At 72.3% G+C, this 16870-nt stretch carries 11 protein-coding genes and 5 riboswitches; of the genes, 7 read left to right on the plus strand and 4 right to left on the minus strand.

Annotated elements, in window-relative coordinates; genetic code table 11:
* Positions 1-17: 17 nt before the first annotated feature.
* From MHW47_RS01090 to MHW47_RS01100, 3 genes are all read right to left on the minus strand, one after another.
* Positions 18-713 carry a (2Fe-2S)-binding protein gene (locus tag MHW47_RS01090; protein WP_239220687.1) on the minus strand — a complete coding sequence of 232 codons (696 nt, stop codon included), beginning with the start codon at positions 711-713 and terminating at the stop codon, positions 18-20.
* A gap of 363 nt (positions 714-1076) precedes the next feature.
* Complete coding sequence (gene tsaD, locus MHW47_RS01095; protein ID WP_239220688.1) at positions 1077-2126, minus strand: tRNA (adenosine(37)-N6)-threonylcarbamoyltransferase complex transferase subunit TsaD; 1050 nt, start codon at positions 2124-2126, stop codon at positions 1077-1079.
* Positions 2127-2335: 209 nt separating this feature from the next.
* The gene (locus tag MHW47_RS01100) at positions 2336-3748 is read right to left on the minus strand and encodes a hypothetical protein (protein WP_239220657.1); all 1413 of its coding nucleotides are present in this window, start codon (positions 3746-3748) and stop codon (positions 2336-2338) included.
* Positions 3749-3870: 122 nt separating this feature from the next.
* Positions 3871-3944, minus strand: a riboswitch (cobalamin riboswitch).
* Positions 3945-4044: 100 nt separating this feature from the next.
* A riboswitch (cobalamin riboswitch) is annotated at positions 4045-4176 on the plus strand.
* A 172-nt stretch (positions 4177-4348) separates the two neighbouring features.
* Here MHW47_RS01100 and MHW47_RS01105 point away from each other — a divergent pair.
* The 6 genes from MHW47_RS01105 to MHW47_RS01130 all read left to right on the plus strand — a co-directional run bounded on the left by MHW47_RS01105 (position 4349) and on the right by MHW47_RS01130 (position 12224).
* Entirely contained in the window at positions 4349-7066 is a 2718-nt protein-coding gene (locus MHW47_RS01105; protein WP_374230036.1) for a prenyltransferase/squalene oxidase repeat-containing protein, read from the plus strand.
* Positions 7063-8007, plus strand: coding sequence for a hypothetical protein (locus MHW47_RS01110; protein WP_239220659.1), 945 nt, complete (start codon positions 7063-7065; stop codon positions 8005-8007). The genes MHW47_RS01105 and MHW47_RS01110 overlap by 4 nt, the downstream gene beginning before the upstream one ends.
* On the plus strand, positions 8004-9182 hold the full coding sequence (locus MHW47_RS01115) for an energy-coupling factor transporter transmembrane component T (RefSeq protein WP_374230037.1): 1179 nt from the start codon (positions 8004-8006) through the stop codon (positions 9180-9182). The genes MHW47_RS01110 and MHW47_RS01115 overlap by 4 nt, the downstream gene beginning before the upstream one ends.
* The gene (locus tag MHW47_RS01120) at positions 9179-10846 is read left to right on the plus strand and encodes an ABC transporter ATP-binding protein (protein WP_239220660.1); all 1668 of its coding nucleotides are present in this window, start codon (positions 9179-9181) and stop codon (positions 10844-10846) included. Before MHW47_RS01115 ends, MHW47_RS01120 begins: the two co-directional genes overlap by 4 nt.
* Positions 10847-10911: 65 nt before the next feature.
* The gene (locus MHW47_RS01125) at positions 10912-11712 is read left to right on the plus strand and encodes an ECF transporter S component (protein WP_239220690.1); all 801 of its coding nucleotides are present in this window, start codon (positions 10912-10914) and stop codon (positions 11710-11712) included.
* A riboswitch (cobalamin riboswitch) is annotated at positions 11711-11779 on the plus strand. Its footprint overlaps the gene before it by 2 nt.
* A gap of 61 nt (positions 11780-11840) precedes the next feature.
* Complete coding sequence (locus MHW47_RS01130) at positions 11841-12224, plus strand: hypothetical protein (protein ID WP_239220661.1); 384 nt, start codon at positions 11841-11843, stop codon at positions 12222-12224.
* 24 nt (positions 12225-12248) lie between these two features.
* Here MHW47_RS01130 and metE read toward each other — a convergent pair whose 3' ends face one another.
* A complete protein-coding gene (gene metE, locus MHW47_RS01135) occupies positions 12249-14567 on the minus strand; it encodes a 5-methyltetrahydropteroyltriglutamate--homocysteine S-methyltransferase (RefSeq protein ID WP_239220662.1) in 2319 nt (772 codons plus the stop codon).
* A gap of 146 nt (positions 14568-14713) precedes the next feature.
* Positions 14714-14935, minus strand: a riboswitch (cobalamin riboswitch).
* 44 nt (positions 14936-14979) lie between these two features.
* Positions 14980-15161: riboswitch (cobalamin riboswitch) on the plus strand.
* Positions 15162-15341: 180 nt separating this feature from the next.
* Between metE and MHW47_RS01140 the strand changes: the two genes are divergently transcribed.
* Positions 15342-16865 (plus strand): CoA-acylating methylmalonate-semialdehyde dehydrogenase, encoded by a 1524-nt coding sequence (locus MHW47_RS01140; RefSeq protein ID WP_239220663.1) that lies wholly within the window; start codon positions 15342-15344, stop codon positions 16863-16865.
* Positions 16866-16870: the final 5 nt, after the last annotated feature.

Raw genomic sequence — 16870 nt, forward strand, 5'->3', positions numbered from 1 at the left:
ACCGGCACCGGACCCGGTCACCGGGCCAGGCAGCAGTCCCCGCACTTCGAGCCGTTCGGTGCCCGGTAGTACAGGCAGCAGCTGCGGCGGCGGAACGTGAGCCCGGGGCCGGTGATCCGGCCGGTACCGGGCAGCCTTCCCGTCTCCAGGAGTTCGCGCGTCAGCTCGGTGACCGGCGCCCGCAGGCCGGGCCGGTACCTCAGCAACTGCGCAGCGGAGCCGACCAGCGCGGATGCGGAGTTCCCCGCGAGCAGCCGGGGTGCCATCCTGCCGGGCAGGTGGCTCTCCAGGCGCTGAAGGACGCCGTCGGCCTGCGCGGCCACCGCATGCGCCAGTGCCGGCACCGGACGCGGGGCGCGGTTGCCCCGGGGGCCGGCCAGCCGGAGGGCCGAGCCCTCGCCGGCCCATTCCACGGTGGTCATCAGGGGCACGATGCCGTGGACGAGAGCGCAGGCCAGGACGGGCGACCACAGTCGTGCCGCGAGTCCGAGATGGGCGATGGAGACGCCGATGCGGGCTTCGGCCGTACCGTAGCGTTCGTTGACGGCCCGAGCCCGCACCTCGAATGCTTCCGGTGTCAGACGCACCTCGCCGCGCGCGGGGCCCGAGTCCGCGTCAAGAGCGAAGAATCCTCCCAGCCGTGCCACGTCGCGCAGCGCCTCGACCATCTCGTCCATCGGTACGTCGCCCGCCGTGCCCTGCGCACCAGTCATGTGGCCGATACCCCGAAGCCGCGGCGCGGGAGCCGCCCGGTCCACGGCCGGCGCGTTCTCGTCGGCGGACTGTTCAGGCATGCCGCATCCTCCCTCTCACCGGGGAAACCCGGACCGGAATGCGTCCAGGAGGCGCCGGCGCAAGTCTCCGGCTCTCGGGGAAGCCCTTCGTTCCCGGCCGCCCACTCGCGCGCGGCAGTGGCACGCCCGGCCGACCGACGCGCCGCGCCGGTTCGGGAAGCTGATCACCGCCGTCCGGCGTGATGGTCCGATCCGGTACGCAAAGGCGGGCCTGCTGCGGAATGAAGGGCACTCGTCTTCCGGGAGCTTTGGTCGTGCACGCCGCCGGTGCTGCCACCCGCATCAGGCGGCCCGGGTCGACAACGGCGTGAGGGAGGCATATGTCAGGGACGCGGACGGGTCGATCGAGACATCGAGCGGGGCCGGCCCGGCGCCGGAGCGCACAAGCAGGTCGCCGACGGCCGCGATCATGGCCCCGTTGTCCGTGCACAGTGTCATCGGCGGCACCCGCAGCTCGATCCCGGCCACCGCGCAGCGCTGCTCCGCCATCGCCCGTACCCGGGAGTTCGCGGCCACGCCGCCGACCACGATCAGCGTGCGCACGCCGTGGTCGCGGCACGCACGGACCGCCTTGCGGGTGAGGACGTCGGCGACGGCCTCCTGGAGCGCGGCGGCGCCGTCGGCGACCGAGGGCTCCTCACCGCGCAGGCGGTGCTGTTCCACCCAGCGGGCCGCGGCTGTCTTGAGGCCAGAGAAGGAGAACGCATACGGATCGTCACCGCTCTTGGTCAGCGGCCGTGGAAAGGCGACGCTCTCCGGGTTCCCCGTCCGGGCCGCGCGGTCGATGGCGGGGCCGCCGGGGTAGGGCAGGCCCAGGATGCGGGCGACCTTGTCGAAGCACTCGCCGGCCGCGTCGTCCAGGGTGTCGCTCAGGTGCACGATCGGCTCGCGCACCAAGTCCCGGACCAGCAGCAGGCTGGTGTGGCCGCCCGAGACGATCAGGACCACGCACGGTTCGGGAAGCGGACCGTGCTCCAGGGTGTCGGCGGCGACGTGCCCGGCCAGGTGATGCACGCCGTACAGCGGGACGCCCGCGGCGTAGGCGAGGGACTTGGCGCCGGCCAGACCGACCTGCAGGGCGCCGGACAGGCCCGGCCCGGTGGTCACAGCCACGGCGTCGATCTGCCCGAGCCGCAGTCCGGCTTCATCGAGAGCCTGGCGTACCACGGGTGTGAACGCCTGGAGGTGGGCCCGGGAGGCGATTTCGGGCACGACGCCGCCGAACCGTGCGTGCTCATCCATGCTCGACGCCACCACATGGGCCAGCAGCCTGCCGTCCGAGACGATGCCCGCGCCGGTCTCGTCGCACGACGACTCGATCCCCAACACCACCGGTGCGCTCACTACGACCTCTCCGCCCTTCTGCGCTCAATCAGTAGGTGCAATATATGTGCAATAAGGGCTGGCTGCTCCCGGTCGCGGAACGAGCCGATCACCCTGTCGGCCCGATACCGCAAGAGCCCACCCGGTAGGCCGACGAGGTGGAACGACATGCTGTGAAGGCTGGTCCGCCGCGCGGCGGACCAGCCGGATGTTCACAGTCAGGCGCCCCACCGCAGGGCGATCGTGTCGCCGACGCCGATGGAGCGGTTGCGGGCGGCGGTGGTGAAGGCCGATCCGTCGACGCTCGCCTTCCAGGTGTCCGAGCCGCTGTTGGCCTTGCCGTTGAGCGAGGTGAGCTGCCCGGTCCCGGAGGAGGGGGTGACGCCGCTGACGCAGCCGGACGGGGCGGCCGCACTCGTGGCCGCGTCCAGGACCGCTCCGAGCGTGGTCGTGGACCCGGTCGGCGTGAGTGTCACGGAGCACACCTTCAGGCTGCCCGTACCGTCGTCCACAGTCAGCGCGAAGGACGTCGCGGTGCCCGAGGTCAGCGAGGTCTGCCCCACCCACTGGGGCGCACCCGATGTGACCGGCACCGGCGGGGTGGCCGTGAAGCCACCGCCCGCCACCGCGCGCAGTCCGTCGATCGACGCGTACGCCTGCGGCGTGGTGTCGGACGGGAGGTACTTGAACCCGCCACCGGGGTTGAACTGCTGGCCGATCAGGAAGTCGACCGGGGTCTTGCCCTTGCTGGTGAGGAAGTCACCGGTCTGGGGGTTGATCCCGCACGCGTTGAGACCGGAGACGGCCCAGCCGTTGGAATCGGTATTGACGCCGAACATGGCGTCGAACGCGCCGGTGTTGGCGATCAGCTTGCCCTTGAGGAACGTCTTCGCCTGGACGATGTCCGGGTCGGTGTTCGCGACCCCCGACACACACAGCGCGGCCATGGCGGCGCCGGTCATGTCGATGTCGCTGTCGGTGGCGAGTTCGCTCGGACTCCCCTCCGCCTTGCCGTAGTTCCAGCCACCGTCGTCATGCTGATTGGCCCGGATACGACTGATGACCGCGTCGCGAAGCGATTGCGGGACACGTATTCCGCCGGCCGTGGTCCTGGCACCGTTCAGCGCCAGTGCGGCGAACACCGTGCCGTTGAAGTTGGCGGAGGAGCCGAAGTATCCGGGCTCGGCGGTCTGCCAATAGCGGTAGACGTCGGCGACGAGGTTGCGTGCCGCCGAGACACGTGCGGGGTCGATCCCGGCGGCGTAGGCGTTGAGTGCGGCCCGCTCGTAATCGGTGACGACCGGGGAGGCGGACGGCCAGCCGCTGCCGGAGAGGAGGTTTCTGTACACCGTCCGCGCGTTCTTGGTCGTGTCGCCGCCGGGGGTGACGTCCACCGCGGCGGTGCCCGCCGCCGCGAGCGCGCTGAAGGCCCACTCGTTGGACAGGCCCGTGCCCGCGTACGAACCATCGGGCTGCTGAAGGGACTTGAGGTATGTCACACCGTTCGTCTTGGACGTGGCGATCTGCGCGGGGGTGGCGGTGGCGGCCGCCGGCAGTGTGGTGAGCGCGAAGGCGCCCAGCGCGGCGACCGCGGTGAGCGCGGCGCGGTGGAGAAGGGCGGAACGGGACATGGCGTGCTCCAGGGTGAAGGGACGCCGACCCGCCCGTTCGTCGGCCCTGGTGAAGCGCACGCGACGGACTTGGCCGCCGTCCGTGAACGCGTGGACCGACTTCCGGATAGCCATCGCCGCTTGGGCATTCGGGCTCGGAGGCGGTTGATGCCCCCACACCGCTGCGCGTCAGCCCCGGATTCCCACCGGGTTCCCCCACTCGGCAGTGCGGGACAGTACCGGATGCCGGGGGACTGCGCCAAGGTGCCTCGGCCCGCCTCGGCATCGCGCACGGGGCGCCCTTGACGGACGGCGCGAACACATGCTCCACTCGCCTCGATACGCAAGCTGTTCCAGGGGAAGCCGGTCGAAGTCCGGCGCTGACCCGCAACCGTAGACCCGACTGGATCGGGTGAGCCGGAGTACCTGGGGCTTGTTCCACAGCAACAGACGCCGTCGCGGACTACGGCGTGGTGCGACCCGTAACGACGCGCGCGGTTCCCCGGGAACTCGTGCGGCGTGCTGCTGCCACGTCTTCGTACCCCCGCATCGGCCACACCCGGAGGGGGTCCGGTGGGGACCATGCAGTGCCCGGACACAGGCGCACGAAGACGGCAGAGCATGTGCACGGCCGCGCTCTGCGCGCTCGGCCTCCTGGCCGCGGTCTGCTTCGCCTTCCTGCCCGGCGCCCAGCGCGCCGCCGCGGCCCCGGTCGGCGATTGCACGGCCACCGATGGCGCGGTCGTCGCGGTCGACTTCGGGCCCTTCGGCGGCACCGTCGAGCGGGGCTGCGACACGACCCCCACCACCGGTTACGAGCTGTTGCACGAAGCGGGTTTCACCACCGCCGGCACCCAGCACGACGGACCGGCCTTCATCTGCCGTATCGGGTACGGCGCCTTCAACTCCGGTACCCAGTACCCGACTCCGGGCCAGGAAGCCTGCGTCCTCACCCCGCAGGCCACCGCCTACTGGTCCTACTGGGTCGCCTCGCCCGAGGATGACGACTGGTCCTACAGCCAGTACGGAGCCATGGGGCGCAAGCTCAAGGACGGTGACGTCGACGCGTGGGTCTACGGCGGCACCGACATCGGAGGCACAGGGGGCAGGCCCTCCTTCAGCCCCGATGACGTACGCGCCGGAGGCGGATCGCTCCCCGGCCCCGGCGGTGAGCCGACCGGGGCACCCGGCAAGGTGGACATCGCCGCCGCCGCGACCTGGCTGAGGCAGAGTCTCACCGAGGGCGAGCGGATCGTGGACGAGGGCGCCGAGACACCGAACTACCTGCTGACGACGGAGACCGCGTACGCGCTGGCCGCCGCCGACGGCAGAAGCGACACCCTGGACAAGATCACCTCGTTCCTCGCCGCCCACGTCGACGCCTACGTCGCGCCCGACGGCCAGGGCCGGCCCCCCGCCACCGGCGCCGCCTCCCGGCTCGCCCTCCTCGCGGAGTCCACCGAGGGCGACGCGCACTCCTTCGGAGGCCGCGACCTGATCGCCGACCTCACCGGCAACGTGTGCACGGAGCGGGCCCCCGGCGACGGCTGTACCGCTCCCGGCGACATCCGCGGCATCACCTACGCCGACGAGCAGGCCCGCGCCGTCCTCGCCCTCCTGCGGGCAGGCGAGAAGCCGGACACCGCATCGGTCGAGCGGCTGGTCCAGGTCCAGTGCAAGGACGGCGGCATCACCAGCATCCTCATCCAGCCGGGCGAGCGCTGCGAGGGCGACGCCGGCACCACCGGGCTGATCGCTCTCGTCCTGCACACGGCGGGCGGCTACGACGACGCCGTCACCAAGGCCCGTGACTACCTCGCGAAGGAACAGCTCGACACCGGGGCCTTCCCCGGCTGGACCGGGTCCACCACCGGTGACGTGATCGCCACCGCCTACGCCGCCCAGACGCTGCGCGCGGCCGGCGACACGAAGCGCGCCGACGCCGCCGAGGGCTGGCTCTCGCGCGTCCAGCTCAAGGGCGGCGGCTTCGGGTTCGACCAGGACGCCACCGACCCCACCCTGTACGCGACCCCCGTCGCCGTGCTCGCGGGTGCCCGCACCGACCTGGCGACGCTCACCACCGAGAAGGCCGAACCGACCGACCCGCCGACCACCGAACCGACCCCGACCCCGACTGAGGCGCCGACCCCCGGGAACGGCCCCGACCTGAAGAAGGGCGTCGCCTACCTCACCGGCGCGACGCAGCTCAAGCAGGGCCGGTACTACCCGGTCGGCCCCGGGTCCGGGCGTGCCGACTTCGGCCTGACCATCGACGGCGCCTACGCGCTCGCCGCCACCGGCCTCGACGACGCGAAGCTGCGCGGCATCGTGGACTTCCTGGACGACGAGGGCAAGGACGGCGAAGGGCGGACGGTCAACGACTGGACGGGCGCCGGCACCGAGCACGCGGCCGGCGGCTCGCTCGGCAAGACCGCGCTGCTCGCCGAGGCCGTCGGACGCGACCCGCGCGACTTCGCCGGGCACGACCTGATCGCCGCCCTGGACAAGGCGGTGTGCCCGGCCGCGAGTACCGCACCGGACCGCTCCTGCGCCGCCGAGGGCGCCTACACCTACGCCCCCTCCGTCTTCTCGCAGTCTCTCGCCGTCATGGCCCAGCTGCGCGCGGGGGACAAGGACAACGCGCAGGCGCCGCTCGCCTACCTGGCGAGCCTGCAGAACGACGACAACGGCGCCTGGCCGAGCCTGATTCCGCCCACCGGCGACTCCGACGTCGACTCCACCGCCATCGCCGCGATGGCACTCGACCTCGCCGGCGGCGAGAAGGCGGACGCCGCGATCGCCAGGGCCCTGAAATGGATCGCCTCCCAGCAGCTTCCGGACGGGGGCTTTCCGGGAGCCGCGGGCAACTCCGTCAACTCGGCGGCGCTCGCGGTGCAGGGGCTGTCCCTCGACAGAGCCACGTACACGGAGGAGATCGACTCGGCGCTGGAGTTCCTCGCCGGGCAGCAGAACACGGACGGCGGATTCAAGGTCGCCGGGGAAGGCCAGAAGGGCTCCGACCTGCGGGCATCCACCCAGGCTGTCAGCGGCGCCACCGGCATCTCGTTCGGTGAACTGGAACGAAGCCTCGACGGGACGTCCGCCCAGCCCACCCCGAGCGACGACCCCGACGCCACCCCGCAGATCGTCACGCCCGGCGGCGACACCTCCGGGCCGGGCGGCGGCATCGTGAACGCGGACGGCTCCGGTGGCGGCGCCCTCGCCTCCACGGGCATCCGGATCACCGCCCTCGCGGCCTTCGCCGTGCTGCTCAGCGCCCTCGGCTGGTGGGCCGTCGTCGCCGCCCGGCGCCGCGTCGCGGCAGGGGCAGGGCGATGAGGCGGGCGGTCCTGCCCACCCTCGCGCGCCTGGCGGCCGCGCTCGGCCTCGCGCTCGCCGGCCTGGGTGCGACCGCAGCCCCCGCCGCGGCCGACCCGCAGCCCATGGGCCGGTGCACGACCACGTCGGGCGCGGTCCTCGCCGTCGACTTCAGCCACTGGGGCGGGCCCATCTACCGGGCCTGCGGGACGACTCCGACGACCGGCTACGAGCTGCTGAACCAGGGCGGCTGGCGCACGGTGGGGACCGGGCACGACGGACCCGCGTTCATCTGCCGGATCGGCTTCAGCGGCTACAGGAGCGGCAAGCAGTTCCCGCCCACGTCCGAGGAGGACTGCGTCCTCACGCCACCGGCGTCCGCCTACTGGTCGTACTGGCACGCCGACCCCGGTGCGAACGACTGGGAGTACAGCCAACTCGGTGCCATGCTCTACCGGCCGAAGCCGGGCAGCGTCGACCTGTGGATCTTCGGCGGGACCGACATCGGGGGGACCGAGGGCCGCCCCAAGGTCACCCCCGACCAGCTGCGCGCCCACAACACCAGGCCCACCGGGGCCGGTTCACCCGCGTCCACCGAGAAGGCGCCCGACCTGCCGCCCGACGCCGACACGGGCCCCGCCCCGGAGCGGGGCGCCACCCAGGAGAACACCCCGTCCCGGACGCACTCGAAGACGCCGAAGGCGTCCAGGCCGCCCGAGTCCATGAAGCCCGAACCCGAACTCGAACCCGAGACGAGTGAGTCACCGTCGCCGTCCCCCTCGGACACCCCGAGCGCGGACGCGCCGGCCGCCCAGGCCAAGACCCCCGTGCTCGACGCCGAACCGACCGCCGACGCCCCCCACGACTCCGGCTCGGTGCTGCCGGTCGTCGCCGGCGCGGCCCTCGTGATGCTCATCGGAGGTGCCGCGTTCTACGCCGCCCGCCGCAGGCGGCACGAGTGACCTCGGTGGCCCGCACCGCCGCGCAGCCGCCCGCCGCCCCGCCCGGTCCCGCACCGGACCGGAGCGGCCGACGGCTGCCCCGCGGCCTGCACCCGCTCGCCTGGTGGATCTGGGCGCTCGCCCTCGCCACCGCCGTCAGCCGTACCGCCAACCCGCTGCTGCTCCTCCTGGTGTTCGCCGTCCTCGGCTACGTCGTCACGGCACGCCGTACGACAGCGCCCTGGGCCCGCGGCTTCAAGTACTACCTGTACCTGGCACTGACCGTGGTGGCGATCCGAGTCACCTTCCGCGCGGTCTTCTCCACCGGCATCACCCCGCACGACCACTTCCTGTTCGCCCTGCCCCACGTCCCCACCCCCGACTGGTACGCCGGCATCCAGCTCGGCGGCCCGGTTTCCCTGGAGGCGGTCCTGTCCTCGGCCACGGACGGACTTCGCCTGGCGTGCATGCTGTGCTGCATCGGCGCCGCCAACACCCTCGCCAACCCGAAGCGGGCCCTGCGCGTCCTGCCCGGTGCGCTGTACGAACTCGGCGTCGCCGTGACCGTCGCGATCAGCGTCGCCCCGCAACTGGTGCAAAGCGTCCAACGCGTCTCCCGAGCACGGAAGCTGAGGGCCGGCCCGGCCCGGGGGCCGCGCGCCCTGCGCGGCACCGTCGTGCCCGTCCTGGAGGACGCCCTGGAGCGGTCGCTGCGCCTGGCCGCCGCCATGGACTCACGGGGTTACGGCCGTGCCGGCACCGCGACCCGCACCTCCCGGCGCATCACCGGCGCCCTCATGCTCCTCGGCATGTGCGGACTGTGCGCGGGGGCGTACGGACTCCTCGACGCCACCGCCCCCGCCTTCCTCGGCCTGCCCGCGATGAGCGTCGGCGCGGCGCTGTGTGTCGCCGGGCTCCGTCTCGGCGGCCGCCGCGTCACCCGTACGACCTACCGGCCCGACCCCTGGCGGGCCGCCGAGTGGCTGGTCGCCGGCTGCGGTGTGCTCTCGGCGGTCCTGCTGTTCGCCAACCTCGGCTACGACCCCGCCCAGCTCAACCCCACGTTCTACCCGCTCACCTGGCCGGATCTGCCACTGGTGCCGACCTCGGCGATCCTGCTGGCCGGCGCGGCCGGATTCCTCGCCCCACCGCCGGCCGCGACCCACCGCACCGACCCGAAAGCCGGAACCGCGTGATCACCTTCGACCAGGTCACCATCGAGTACGACGACGCGGCGGGACCGGCGCTCCGGGACGTCGACCTGACGGTGGAGGAGGGCGAGTTGTGCCTCGTCGTCGGCCACACCGGGGTCGGCAAGTCCACCCTCCTCGGCGCGGTCAACGGCCTCGTCCCGCACTTCACCGGCGGCACCCTGTACGGCAGGGTCACGGTCGACGGCCGGGACACCGCCCACCATCCGCCGCGCGAACTCGCGGACGTCGTCGGCGTGGTGGGACAGGACCCCCTCGACGGATTCGTCACGGACACCGTCGAGGAGGAACTCGCGTACGCCATGGAACAGCTGGCCGTCCCGCCGGCCACCATGCGCAAACGCGTCGAGGAGACCCTGGACCTGCTGGGGCTCGCCGACCTGCGCCACCGTGCCCTGCACGAGCTCTCCGGCGGCCAGCAGCAACGCGTCGCCATCGGCTCCGTCCTCACGAGCCACCCCCGCGTCCTGGTCCTGGACGAGCCGACGTCCGCCCTCGCCCCCACCGCGGCCGAGGAGGTCCTGGCCGCCGTCACCCGCCTCGTCCACGACCTCGGCGTCACCGTCCTCATGGCGGAGCACCGCCTGGAACGCGTCGTCCAGTACGCCGACCGCGTACTCCACCTCCCCGGCGACGGCCACGTCCGCATCGGCGCCCCCGCCGACATCCTGCGCACCTCCGCCATCGCACCCCCCATCGTGGAGCTCGGCCGCGCCGCCGGATGGGATCCCCTCCCGCTGTCCATCCGCGACGCCAGACGCACCGCCCGCGAGCTGCGCACCCGGCTGACCGGCCACGCCCCGGCCCCCGTCCGCCGGGCGCCCGCCCCCCGCCGGCCCGGCCTGCTCACCGCCCGCAAGGTGACCGTCGTCTACAAGGCCGTCCCCGCCGTCCGCGAAGTCGACCTCGCCCTGCACGCGGGCGAGGTCACCGCGCTGATGGGACGCAACGGGTCCGGCAAGTCCTCACTGCTGTGGGCCCTCCAGGGCACCGGGGCCCGGCACTCGGGCACCGTATCCGTGGCCGACGGCACGCCACGTGGCGCCGACCCCCAGACCCTGACCGCCGCCCGGGCCCGGCAACTGGTCGGCCTCGTCCCGCAGACCCCTGCCGACCTCCTCTACCTGGAAAGCGTCGAGCAGGAACTCGCCCAGGCGGACACCGAGTCCGCGAACGGCCGGAACGCGCGCGAGATCCTGGACCGGCTCGCCCCCGGAATCCCCGACCGCACCCACCCTCGGGACCTGTCCGAAGGGCAGAGACTCGCACTCGTCCTCGCCATCCAGCTCACCGCGGCCCCGGACGTCCTGCTCCTGGACGAACCGACCCGGGGCCTCGACTACCGGGCCAAGAGCAGGCTCGTGGAGACGGTCGACGCACTGGCCGCCGAAGGGCGCGCGATCGTCGTATCCACCCACGACGTCGAGTTCGCCGCCCGCGCCGCCGACCGGGTGGTCGTCATGGCCGAGGGCGAGATCGTCGCCGACGGCCCCACCGCGGACGTCATCGTCGCCTCCCCGGTCTTCGCACCCCAGACGGCGAAGATCCTGGCCCCGCTGCCCTACCTCACCGTCCACCAGGTCACCGCCGCACTGGCCGCACCCGGCGGCGGCGAGGCCGGCCACCAACCGGAGGGCGATCAGCCGTGACGACCCCGAGCACACCGACCGCGTCCGCGATCCGGCTCAACCTGCGCGTCTCCCTCGTCATCGCCATGGCGGCGCTCCTGGGAATCGTCGCCTTCTTCTGGCCGTTCGTCGTGGCGCCGGGCACCTTCGGCTCGAACTACGCGCCGCCGCTGATCTTCGGCGTGCTGCTCGTCCTGATCCTGTGCGTCGTGCTCTCCGAGATCGCCGAGGGCGGCATCGACTCCAAGGCCCTGGCCATGCTGGGCGTGCTGTCCGCCGTCAACGCCGCGCTGCGCCCCCTCGGCGCGGGCACGGCGGGCATCGAGACCGTCTTCTTCGTCCTCGTCCTCGCGGGCCGCGTCTTCGGCCCGGGCTTCGGCTTCACCCTCGGCTGCACCTCGCTGTTCGCCTCCGCGCTCATCACCGGTGGCGTCGGCCCCTGGATGCCGTACCAGATGTTCGGCTGCGCCTTCGTCGGCATGCTCGCCGGATTCCTCCCGCGCGCCACCGGCCGCCGCGAAGTGCTGCTGCTCGCCGGCTACGGCTCCCTGTCGGGCTACCTCTTCGGATTCCTCCTCAACCTCTCCTTCTGGCCTTTCTCCCTGGACCCGAACAGCTCCATCGCCTACCTGCCCGGCCTGCCCTTCACCGAGCAGTGGCACCGCTACGTCGCTTTCGACCTGGCCACCTCCCTCGGCTGGGACACCGGCCGGGCCGTGACGAACTTCGTGTGCGTCCTGCTCGCGGGCCCTGCCGTGCTCACGACGTTCCGCCGCGCCTCCCGCCGGGCCCGCTTCCGTGCCCCGGCCCGCTTCACCGCACCTCAGCCGGTGGACCGCCCCGGGGGTCATGAGACGATGAGCGCCGAATCGGGCGACGGAAGCTGAGGAAGCCGGTGTGAATCCGGCGCGGTCCCGCCACTGTGACCGGGCACGACCCGCGAGCCAGACACTCACACCGTCGCCACCTCCACAACGCCCGGGGCGGACCTCCCCGGTGAGAGGCGGACGGCGCCATGCCGCGAACAACTGGCCTTACCGCAACGGCCTCCGCGCCCAGCAGGGTGACGGTATGCCGGGACTGCTGCTGCGGCACGGTCAAGGTGCCGGGCGACCACACGGCCCAGACCGGGCGCCTGCGCTCGACCGTCCCGATACGTGTCTCCGAGTGCCTGGACGTGTGCGAGCAGGCCAACGTCATCGTCGTCCAGCCTTCGGCCGAAGCGCGCCGCGCAGGGGCCCGGCCGGTGTGGCTCGGGCTGGTCAACGACCCCGAGGCGACGGAGGACGTCATCGCCTGGGTGCGTGCGGGTGGTCCGGGCGTGGCACCGATGCCCGAGATCCTCGACCTGTACGTGTTCGACCCGGGCGCGGCCGGCCGGGGGCCGGGACGCGGGTGACGTCCCGGCCCCCGGCAACCCCGTTCAGGAGGCAGGCAGTTCCGCCCGGACGGTACGGGCGGCGGCGACCAGGTTCTCCAGGGAGGCCCGGGTCTCGGGCCAGCCACGGGTCTTGAGGCCGCAGTCGGGGTTCACCCAGAGCCGTTCGGCGGGGATCGCCTCCAGCCCCGTACGCAGCAGCTCGGCGGCCTCCTCGGCGCTCGGGACGCGGGGCGAGTGGATGTCGTAGACCCCTGGCCCCGCCTCACGCGGATAGCCGTGGGCGGCCAGCTCGCGGGCGACCTGCATGTGGGAGCGGGCGGCCTCCAGGCTGATGACGTCGGCGTCCAGGTCATCGATGGCCTGGACGATGTCACCGAACTCGGCGTAGCACATGTGGGTGTGGATCTGGGTGTCCGGCCGTACCCCGCTCGTGGTGAGCCGGAACGCCTCGGTCGCCCACGCCAGATAGGCCGCACGGTCGGCGGCGCGCAGCGGCAGCGTCTCGCGCAGCGCGGGCTCGTCCACCTGGATCACCGAAGTTCCGCTCGCCTCCAGGTCGTTCACCTCGTCGCGCAGGGCGAGGGCGACCTGCCGGGCGGTCTCGGCAAGAGGCTGGTCGTCGCGGACGAACGACCAGGCGAGCATGGTGACCGGACCGGTGAGCATGCCCTTGACCGGGCGGCCGCTCAGCGACTGGGCGTACGAGGTCCAGCGGACCGTCATCGGTTCGGGGCGCGAGATGTCCCCGGCGAGGACCGGCGGACGCACGTACCGGGTGCCGTACGACTGCACCCAGCCGTGCTGCGTGGCGAGGTAGCCGGTCAGCTGCTCCGCGAAGTACTGCACCATGTCGTTGCGTTCGGGCTCGCCGTGCACCAGGACGTCGAGGCCGGTCTTCTCCTGGAAGGCGATGACCTCCCGGATCTCGGCCCGGATGCGCTCCTCGTAACCCGCCGTGTCGATGCGTCCGGCGCGCAGGTCGGCGCGGGCCGTGCGCAGCTCGCCGGTCTGCGGGAACGAGCCGATGGTCGTCGTCGGCAGCAACGGAAGCCCCAGGTGGGCCCGCTGGGCTGCGGTCCGCTCGCTGTACGGCTGGGAGCGGCGGCCGTCCGCGTCCGTCACCGCCTCCGAACGGGCTCGCACGGCCGGGTCGCGGGTGAGCGGGGAGTCCGCCCGGGAGGCCAGCGCGGCCTTGTTGGCGGAGAGTTCGCCGATGATGGCGCCGGTGCCCTGCGCGAGGGCCTTCGCCAGGGTGACGATCTCCGCGGTCTTCTGCCGGGCGAAGGCCAGCCAGCCGACGATCTGCGGCTCGATGTCCCGTTCGACGGCGGCGTCGAGCGGGACGTGCAGCAGCGAGCAGGAGGCAGCGACGTCGACGCGGTCGGCCAGCCCGAGCAGGGTGCCGAGTGTGGACAGCGACTTCTGGAGGTCGTTGATCCAGATGTTGCGGCCGTTGACGACACCGGCGACCAGGCGCTTGCCCGGCAGCCCCCCGACCGCCGCCAGCGCGTCCAGATTGGCGGCGGCGGCCTCGGTGAAGTCCAGCGCCAAGCCCTCCACGGGGGCCTTGGCCAGGACCGGCAGCGCCTCGCCCAGCCGGTCGAAGTAGGAGGCGACGAGCAGCTTCGGCCGGTCGGTGAGCGCGCCGAGGCCGCGGTAGACGCGCGCGGCGGCGTCGAGCTCGGCCGGGGTACGGTCCTGGACGAGGGCCGGCTCGTCCAGCTGCACCCACTCGGCACCCGCCGCACGCAGATCCGCCAGGACCTCCGCGTACACCGGCAGCAGCCGGTCCAGCAGGGTCAGCGGCTCGAAGCCGGCGGGCACGCCGGGAGCCGGCTTGGCCAGCAGGAGATAGGTGACGGGGCCGACCAGCACCGGCCGCGCGGCAAGACCCTGGGCCAGGGCCTCCTTGAGCTCCGCGACCTGCTTGGTGGAGTCCGCGGTGAAGACGGTGTCGGGGCCGAGCTCGGGGACCAGGTAGTGGTAGTTCGTGTCGAACCACTTGGTCATCTCCAGCGGCGCCACCGCCTGCGTGCCCCGCGCCATGGCGAAGTAGCCGTCCAGCGCGTCGGCCGCGACGGCTTCGCGGTGGCGCTCGGGGACGGCGCCGACCATGACGGTGGTGTCCAGGACGTGGTCATAGAGCGAGAAGTCACCGGTAGGGACTTCCTGGATGCCGGCGTCGGCGAGCTGCTGCCGGTTGTCGTGCCGGAGCTGTGCGGCGGTCTGCCGGAGGGCGTCCGCGCTGACGCGGCCCTTCCAGTAGCCCTCGACGGCCTTCTTGAGTTCCCGGCTCTGTCCCTGGCGGGGGTAGCCGTACACGGTGGCGCGTGGTGCCGCGGCTGCGGACTTCGCTGTCACGGAGATCTCCTTCGCGAGACGAATCCCTGAAATCCCGGAGACAGGACGAGAACGCGAAGGTGACGACGACCCGACGGGCACGGTCGTCCGCCGGATGTCTACGCCGACCCGCCCACGAGGTCACCGGAATGTCCACGTACGGAGCGGTCCGTACGCGGGCAGTTGGCAGGTCTTCGGACTCGCGGGCACACCCTCCGTACCGGAGGGCACCTACTGGCCGTCGCTTCCCAGACCCGTCTCGGGTCCAGTGCGTATGACGGCGGTCGTTCCCACTCACCGCTGCGGGGCAGTCCCGGATTCCCACCGGGTTCCCTCTTACGACGCATCCCGCCTGGCGGACGGGGCGAACCAGCTGCGTGCCCAGCCTACGACATGCCGGGACGCACCTCTGGATTTACTAGGACGTCCAACTATATAGTCGCGAGTACAAGGCCCGCGGTGCAGGGAAGCCGGTGTGAATCCGGCACGGTCCCGCCACTGTGACCGGGGAGTACGCCGTCGAGCGTTACGCCACTGACGAGTTGGACGTCGGGAAGGCGGATGGCGAGCGCTGATCCGGGAGTCAGGATACCGGCCGCGGGATGTTCTGTGTTGTCCACGAGGATGGAGCTGACACGCATGGCACCGGTATGTATCCACGACCCAGGTGAGCCCGCCGTCTGACGGGGCCTCCGGCCATTCGCGATCTCGCGCCCACCGCATCCTTACGCCTCCGGCGCGGGTGCGCGCCCCGGCGCGCCGTCCCCGGATCCCTCCTGACGAGAGCAGGCAGTCATGGTCCGCGAGCACGAACGCGCCTCCGCGCGCGAGTTGACCCACTTTGTCGGCGGCAAGAGTGTCCCGGGAACCTCCGGGGCGTACGGTGAGGTGTACGACCCCAACACCGGCCAGGTGCAAGCCCTGGTGCCCCTCGCGAACCGCGCCGAGACGGAGGCGGTCATCGCCGACGCCGTCGAGGCGCAGCGCGCATGGGGCGAGTGGAACCCGCAGCGGCGTGCGAGGGTCTTCATGAAGTTCCTCCAGCTTGTGGAGGGGGAGAAGGACGTGCTCGCCCGGCTGCTGTCGGCCGAGCATGGCAAAACGGTCGCCGACGCGCACGGCGACATCCAACGGGGCCTGGAGGTAGTGGAGTTCGCGGCCGGCATCCCGCACCTGCTCAAGGGGGAGTTCACCGACAACGCCGGTACCGGCATCGACGTCCACTCCCTGCGCTCCCCGCTCGGCGTCGTCGCCGGCATCACCCCGTTCAACTTCCCCGCGATGATTCCGCTGTGGAAGGCCGCACCCGCCCTCGCCTGCGGCAACGCCTTCATCCTCAAGCCCTCGGAGCGCGACCCCTCCGTCCCACTGCGGCTCGCCGAACTGTTCGTGGAGGCGGGGCTGCCGCCCGGCGTCCTGAACGTCGTCAACGGCGGCCGCGAGACCGTCGACACCCTCCTCGAAGACCCCCGGGTCGCCGCCCTCGGCTTCGTCGGCTCCACACCGGTCGCCGCCCACGTCTATGCCACGGCCGCCGCCTACGGCAAGCGCGCCCAGTGCTTCGGCGGTGCCAAGAACCACATGATCGTGATGCCGGATGCCGATCTCGACCAGGCCGTCGACGCCCTGATCGGCGCGGGCTACGGCTCGGCGGGGGAGCGCTGCATGGCGATCTCCGTCGCCGTCCCGGTCGGCGAGAAGACCGCCGACGCGCTGGTGACCCGGCTGAAGGAGCGCATCGGCACGCTCCGGATCGGCCGCAGCGACGACCCCGACGCCGACTTCGGCCCGCTGGTCGGTCCGGAGGCAGTCGAACGGGTCCGCTCCTACGTCGACCTCGGCGTCGAGGAAGGGGCCGAACTTGTCGTGGACGGGCGGGACTTCGTCTTGGACGGGCATGCGGGCGGTTTCTTCGCGGGGGCCTCGTTGTTCGACCGGGTGACGCCGGCCATGCGTATCTACCAGGAGGAGATCTTCGGCCCGGTGCTGTGCGTCGTACGCGCCCTCGACTACGAGGAGGCCCTGCGCCTGCCCAGTGAGCACCTGTACGGCAACGGGGTGTCGATCTTCACCCGTGACGGGGGCACCGCCCGTGACTTCACCCGACGCGTCGACACCGGCATGGTCGGCGTCAACGTGCCCATCCCGGTGCCGGTCGCCTACCACACCTTCGGAGGGTGGAAGCGCTCCGGCTTCGGTGACCTCAACCAGCACGGTCCCGATGCCATCCGCTTCTACACCCGTACGAAGACGGTCACCTCGCGCTGGCCCGCCGGCCTGCGCGAGGGTGTCGGCTTCACGATCCCCACGATGGGCTGAGCGGC

Origin of the sequence: Streptomyces sp. OfavH-34-F, from assembly GCF_022347745.1 — a bacterium.
In the GTDB taxonomy this organism is placed as follows: domain Bacteria; phylum Actinomycetota; class Actinomycetes; order Streptomycetales; family Streptomycetaceae; genus Streptomyces.

Bases quoted from the DNA above. Each gene is read 5' to 3' on its own strand.
- MHW47_RS01090 (WP_239220687.1), bottom strand. From the start codon at position 713: ATGACTGGTGCGCAGGGCACGGCGGGCGACGTACCGATGGACGAGATG.
- MHW47_RS01100 (WP_239220657.1), bottom strand. From the start codon at position 3,748: ATGTCCCGTTCCGCCCTTCTCCACCGCGCCGCGCTCACCGCGGTCGCC.
- MHW47_RS01105 (WP_374230036.1), top strand. From the start codon at position 4,349: ATGTGCACGGCCGCGCTCTGCGCGCTCGGCCTCCTGGCCGCGGTCTGC.
- MHW47_RS01110 (WP_239220659.1), top strand. From the start codon at position 7,063: ATGAGGCGGGCGGTCCTGCCCACCCTCGCGCGCCTGGCGGCCGCGCTC.
- MHW47_RS01125 (WP_239220690.1), top strand. From the start codon at position 10,912: ATGGCGGCGCTCCTGGGAATCGTCGCCTTCTTCTGGCCGTTCGTCGTG.
- MHW47_RS01130 (WP_239220661.1), top strand. From the start codon at position 11,841: ATGCCGCGAACAACTGGCCTTACCGCAACGGCCTCCGCGCCCAGCAGG.
- MHW47_RS01140 (WP_239220663.1), top strand. From the start codon at position 15,342: ATGGTCCGCGAGCACGAACGCGCCTCCGCGCGCGAGTTGACCCACTTT.